General features: G+C 59.8%; 6 protein-coding genes. All 6 read right to left on the bottom strand.

The window, feature by feature from the left end:
• Positions 1-81: 81 nt before the first annotated feature.
• Positions 82-1,434 (bottom strand): sigma E protease regulator RseP, encoded by a 1,353-nt coding sequence (gene rseP, locus ACIQY3_RS33715; RefSeq protein ID WP_403028876.1) that lies wholly within the window; start codon positions 1,432-1,434, stop codon positions 82-84.
• Positions 1,435-1,488: 54 nt separating this feature from the next.
• A complete protein-coding gene (gene ispC / locus ACIQY3_RS33710) occupies positions 1,489-2,679 on the bottom strand; it encodes a 1-deoxy-D-xylulose-5-phosphate reductoisomerase (protein ID WP_403028874.1) in 1,191 nt (396 codons plus the stop codon).
• Positions 2,676-3,482 (bottom strand): phosphatidate cytidylyltransferase, encoded by an 807-nt coding sequence (locus tag ACIQY3_RS33705; protein WP_403028871.1) that lies wholly within the window; start codon positions 3,480-3,482, stop codon positions 2,676-2,678. Before ACIQY3_RS33705 ends, ispC begins: the two co-directional genes overlap by 4 nt.
• Complete coding sequence (gene uppS / locus ACIQY3_RS33700) at positions 3,482-4,237, bottom strand: polyprenyl diphosphate synthase (protein WP_054047192.1); 756 nt, start codon at positions 4,235-4,237, stop codon at positions 3,482-3,484. Before uppS ends, ACIQY3_RS33705 begins: the two co-directional genes overlap by 1 nt.
• 13 nt (positions 4,238-4,250) lie before the next feature.
• A complete protein-coding gene (gene frr / locus ACIQY3_RS33695; RefSeq protein WP_131059158.1) occupies positions 4,251-4,808 on the bottom strand; it encodes a ribosome recycling factor in 558 nt (185 codons plus the stop codon).
• The coding region (gene pyrH, locus ACIQY3_RS33690) for a UMP kinase (protein WP_403028867.1) at positions 4,805-5,542 on the bottom strand (738 nt) is incomplete at its 5' end. The genes pyrH and frr, both read right to left, overlap by 4 nt.

The raw sequence follows: 5,542 nt of genomic DNA, 5'->3' as shown, positions 1-5,542 counted from the left end.
GTTACATGAAGTCCTTTCTTATTCCAACTGGCAATAAACAAACTGCCGCAAAATGCGGCAGATTCGCAATTCAGCGAAGCGTTACAGTCGACCCAGATCATTGACCAGAGCAAGCAACATCACCCCGACCACCAAACTGATACCGATCTGTATCCCCCAACCCTGCACCCGATCTGACAAGGGGCGACCACGCACCCACTCGATCAGATAAAACAACAAATGCCCCCCATCCAGTACTGGAATGGGCAACAAATTCAGAACGCCCAAGCTAATACTCAGATAAGCAAGGAAATTCAGGAAATCAGCGACACCCGACTGGGCAGAAGCGCCCGCCACTTTAGCAATGGTTATCGGTCCACTCAAGTTTTTTACCGAGAGCTCGCCGAACAACATTTTCTTGAGCGAATCGAGGGTCAGTACACTCATGGTCCAGGTGCGTCGGGCACCCTCCCCAATCGCGGCTACAGGACCGTAACTGACCTCGCGAATCATCTCTGGTGGCCAATCGACTGCTTTCACCCCGGCACCCAGGTAACCCGTAGGTGCTTTGCTGCCACCACGAGCCGCCAGTGTCACAGGGACGTCGATTTGAGCACCATCGCGCTCGACGCGCAGCATGATTTTGGTATCCGGATGCATACGCACGGTATCGACGACTTGCTGCCAGTCATCCAGCGCCTTGCCATCAAGGGCCAGCAGCCGATCACCGGTCTTCAGGCCTGCGGCTTGCGCCGGCCCTTTCGAATCAAGTTCTGCCAGGATCGGCGGCAACGCCGGACGCCACGGACGAATGCCCAGCGAGCGAATCGGGTCCGGCTCATCGGCACCTTTAAGCCAGTGATCCAGCGCCAGCTCGCGAGGTGAATCAGCGGTCGAGCCCTGTTCCCGCACCAACAATTGCAGGGTACCGCTCTCGCCCAGGCGACGGACCAGTTGCAGGTTCACCGCAGCCCACCCGGACGTCGGCTCGCCGTCGATGGCAACGATTTCCTGATTTGCGCTCAAACCGGCCTTGGCCGCGATGCTGCCTGACTCGACGGCGCCGATGACTGGGCGTATCTGTTCACTGCCGAGCATGGCCAGCACCCAGAAAAACACCATGGCCAGCAAAAAGTTGGCGATCGGGCCCGCGGCAACGATGGCGATGCGCTGGCGGACGGATTTGCGGTTGAAGGATTGATCGAGCTGATCAGCCGGCACTTCGCCTTCGCGCTCGTCGAGCATCTTCACGTAGCCACCCAGCGGAATGGCAGCCAGCACGAACTCGGTGCCTTGCTTGTCGTGCCAGCGCAGCAATGGCATGCCAAAGCCCACGGAGAAACGCAGCACTTTGACCCCACAGCGACGTGCGACCCAGAAATGGCCGAATTCGTGGAAGGTGACCAGCACGCCCAGGGCTACCAGGGTGCCGACAATCATATAGAGCGCGCTCATCTACTTTCTCCGCAATCCTATCCAGTGCTGCATTGGGCCAACGTACTGCAGCACTTATTGCCCGTGACGACTCAACCACTGTTCAGCCAGCACACGCGCCTTCGCGTCTGCGGTGAACACCGCCTCGAGATCATTCACCGCAACCACAGGCTCAAGATTCAAGACTTCCTCGATGATACTCGCGATTTCCGGGTAACGAACCCGTCCGTCGAGAAAGGCCGCGACCGCCACTTCATTTGCTGCGTTGAGCATGGCCGGCGCGCTGTTGCCAGCCTCTGCCGCCTGGCGCGCGAGGCGCAGGCACGGGAAACGCTCTTCATCGGGCGCCTGGAAATCCAGACGCGCAATGGCAAACAAATCCAGCGGCGCAACCCCCGAGTCGATGCGCTCCGGCCAGGCCAAAGCGTTGGCAATCGGCGTGCGCATGTCCGGATTACCCAGCTGCGCCAGCACCGAACCGTCGATGTAGTCCACCAGCGAGTGGATAACGCTCTGCGGGTGAATCACCACTTCGACCTGGGAAGGCTTGGCGTCGAACAACCAGCAGGCTTCGATCAGCTCAAGCCCTTTGTTCATCATGCTGGCCGAGTCGACCGAGATCTTGCGCCCCATGGACCAGTTCGGGTGAGCACACGCCTGATCGGGGGTAACATGCGCCAATTCCGCCATCGGCGTCTGCCGGAAAGGGCCACCAGAGGCTGTCAGTAAAATCCGACGCACGCCGACCGCACCCAGACCACGGGCAAAATCATTGGGCATGCACTGGAAAATCGCATTGTGCTCGCTGTCGATCGGCAGCAGCACCGAACCGCTTTTGCGCACGGCCTGCATGAACAACGCGCCAGACATCACCAGCGCTTCTTTGTTGGCCAGCAGGATCTTCTTGCCGGCCTCGACCGCCGCCAGGGTCGGACGCAAGCCCGCCGCACCGACGATGGCCGCCATGACCGCATCGACTTCAGGGTCGGCAGCGACCTGACACAGCCCCTCCTCCCCCACCAGCACTTGAGTCGACAGGCCCGCAGCACGCAAGTCGTCCTGCAAAACACGGGCAGCCGCGGCTTCAGGCACGACCGCAAAGCGCGGCGCATGCCGGACACACAGGGCCAGCAGTTCACTCAACCGAGTAAAACCGCTCAACGCAAATACTTGATAACGCTCGGGATGACGAGCAATGACATCCAGGGTGCTCAGGCCAATCGAGCCTGTCGCCCCCAGAACGGTAATCTGCTGTGGACGGCTCACGGTGCTGCCATCCACAACAGTACCGCGAAGACCGGAATCGCGGCCGTCAGGCTGTCGATGCGATCCAGCACGCCGCCGTGACCCGGCAGCAGATTACTGCTATCCTTGATCCCGGACTGACGCTTGAACATGCTTTCAGTGAGGTCGCCCACCACCGAAATGAACACGATCAATGCAGCGCCGACCAAACCTTTAAGCAGTTCCGCCACCGTCCAGTCGCGGACCAGGCCGACCACCAGCGTGATCACCAGGCTCAGCGCCAGGCCACCATAGACGCCTTCCCAGCTCTTGCCAGGACTGACCTGCGGCGCCAGCTTGCGCTTGCCGAACTTGCGACCGGAAAAGTAAGCACCGATGTCGGCACCCCAGACCAGCACCATGACCGCCATGATCAGCCAGTTGCCCAACGGCTCTTGCTTGATCTGGACCAGGCCTTGCCAAGCCGGCAACAGGATCAGCAGGCCGATCACCAGTTTGCAGGCGGCACTGGACCAGTGTTCGCTGGAGCGCGGATAGGTCAACACCAGGTACGTCGCCACGCCCCACCAGAGCACAGAGGCGCCCAACACCCAAGGCGCGAGCCCGGGAAGGATGTGCATGACAAACAGCATCAGTGCGACCACCGCGGCGTAGGCCACGCGAATCGGCTGGGCAGTGAAACCCGCCAGGCGAGCCCATTCCCATGCGCCCAGGGTCACGACCAACCCGATGAACAGCGCAAAGCCGGAGCCTTCGAGCAGGAAAAACCCGCACAAGGCAATCGGCAGCAGGATCAGTGCGGTGATGATTCGTTGTTTAAGCATTAAACCCGGGCTCCAGACTCGACCTGCTCGCTCGTTTTACCGAAGCGGCGCTGACGAGAAGCGAAATCGGCCAGCGCGGTGCGCATGGCGTCGTGTTTGAAGTCCGGCCAGAACAGGTCGGAGAAGTACAGCTCGGTGTAAGCCAGCTGCCAGAGCAGGAAATTGCTGATGCGGTGTTCACCGCCGGTACGAATGCACAAGTCCGGCAACGGCAGGTCGCCGGTCACCAGACAGGTTTGCAACAGTTCCGGGGTGATGTCTTCCGGGCGCAGATGCCCGGCCTGGACTTCCCGCGCCAGACGCTGCGCAGCTTGCGCGATATCCCACTGACCGCCGTAATTGGCGGCGATCTGCAGGATAAAGCGATTGGCGCCGGCGGTAATCGCCTCGGCTTCACGCATCGCTGCTTGAAGCTCGGGGTGAAAACGCGAACGGTCACCAATGATGCGCAGGCTGATGTTGTTGTCGTTGAGGCGCTTGGCCTCGCGACGCAACGCCTTGAAGAACAGGTCCATCAAGGCGCTGACCTCATCGGCCGGGCGCTGCCAGTTTTCACTGGAGAAGGCGAACAGGGTCAGCACCTCGACCTTGGCCTCGGCGCACACCTCAATCACCGCACGAACTGCATCCACGCCCGCTTTATGCCCGGCGACACCCGGCATAAAGCGTTTTTTCGCCCAGCGATTGTTACCATCCATGATGATCGCGACATGGCGCGGCACCGCGGACGGCGCAGTCTGCTTGGTCTTTTCCATGAAAACGCGACCCTTATACGGCCATCAGGTCCGCTTCTTTTTGCTTGGTCGCTGCGTCGATATCGGCCTCAGCCTTGTCGGTCAGCTTCTGGATATCAGCAGCGGCACGACGCTCTTCGTCTTCGCTGATTTCCTTGTCCTTGACCAGCTTCTTCAGATCGCCAAGTGCATCACGACGAATATTGCGCACGGCAACACGGGCATCTTCAGCTGCGCTACGCGCCTGCTTGGTGAAGCCCTTGCGGGTTTCTTCAGTCAGGGCAGGCATGGAGATCAGCAGCAACTCGCCCAGGTTGGTCGGGTTGAGGTTCAAACCGGCACTTTGGATCGCTTTGTCGACTGCCGCGAGCATATTGCGCTCAAACGCCACGACCTGAAGGGTCCGGGAGTCTTTTACCGTGATGTTGGCCACTTGAGTGATGGAAGTGTCTGCACCGTAGTACGGCACCATCACGCTACCCAGAATGCTTGGGTGAGCCTTGCCGGTACGAATCTGACCAAATGCATGGTTCAGAGAGTCCAGAGATTTCTGCATGCGCTCTTGAGCGTCTTTCTTGATTTCGTTGATCATTGTTGGCCTTCCTCGATCAGGGTCCCTTCAGCGCCGCCATGCACGATGTTCAGCAGGGCGCCGGGCTTGTTCATGTTAAATACGCGCAACGGCATCTTGTGGTCGCGGCACAGGCAGATTGCAGTCAGATCCATCACGCCCAGCTTGCGATCCAGTACTTCATCGTAAGTCAGATGATCGAACTTCTCGGCATGCGGGTCTTTGAATGGGTCAGCGGTGTAGACGCCATCGACCTTGGTCGCCTTGAGCACGACATCGGCATCGATTTCGATTGCACGCAGGCAGGCTGCCGAATCCGTGGTGAAGAACGGATTGCCGGTACCGGCCGCGAAAATCACGACTTCCTTCGCGTTCAGGTGGCGCATGGCCTTGCGGCGATCGTAGTGATCGGTCACGCCAACCATGGAAATGGCCGACATCACGATAGCCGAGATATTGGCACGTTCCAGCGCGTCGCGCATGGCCAGGGCGTTCATCACAGTGGCCAGCATGCCCATGTGGTCACCGGTGACCCGATCCATGCCTGCCGCGCTCAGCGCTGCACCACGGAACAGGTTGCCGCCGCCGATCACCAGACCGACCTGCACACCGATGCCGACCAATTGGCCCACTTCCAGCGCCATGCGATCCAGAACTTTCGGATCGATCCCGAACTCTTCCGAGCCCATCAGGGCCTCGCCGCTAAGCTTGAGTAGAATGCGTTTATAGCGAGCCTGATCACCACTGCCCTGCGG

This window comes from Pseudomonas sp. NPDC096950 (assembly GCF_044762525.1).
GTDB lineage: Bacteria > Pseudomonadota > Gammaproteobacteria > Pseudomonadales > Pseudomonadaceae > Aquipseudomonas.
This window is presented reverse-complemented; position numbering and strand designations above follow the sequence as displayed.

Coding starts and splice junctions, on each gene's coding strand:
- rseP (WP_403028876.1), bottom strand. CDS start 1,434: ATGAGCGCGCTCTATATGATTGTCGGCACCCTGGTAGCCCTGGGCGTG.
- uppS (WP_054047192.1), bottom strand. CDS start 4,237: ATGGAAAAGACCAAGCAGACTGCGCCGTCCGCGGTGCCGCGCCATGTC.
- frr (WP_131059158.1), bottom strand. CDS start 4,808: ATGATCAACGAAATCAAGAAAGACGCTCAAGAGCGCATGCAGAAATCT.
- ACIQY3_RS33705 (WP_403028871.1), bottom strand. CDS start 3,482: ATGCTTAAACAACGAATCATCACCGCACTGATCCTGCTGCCGATTGCC.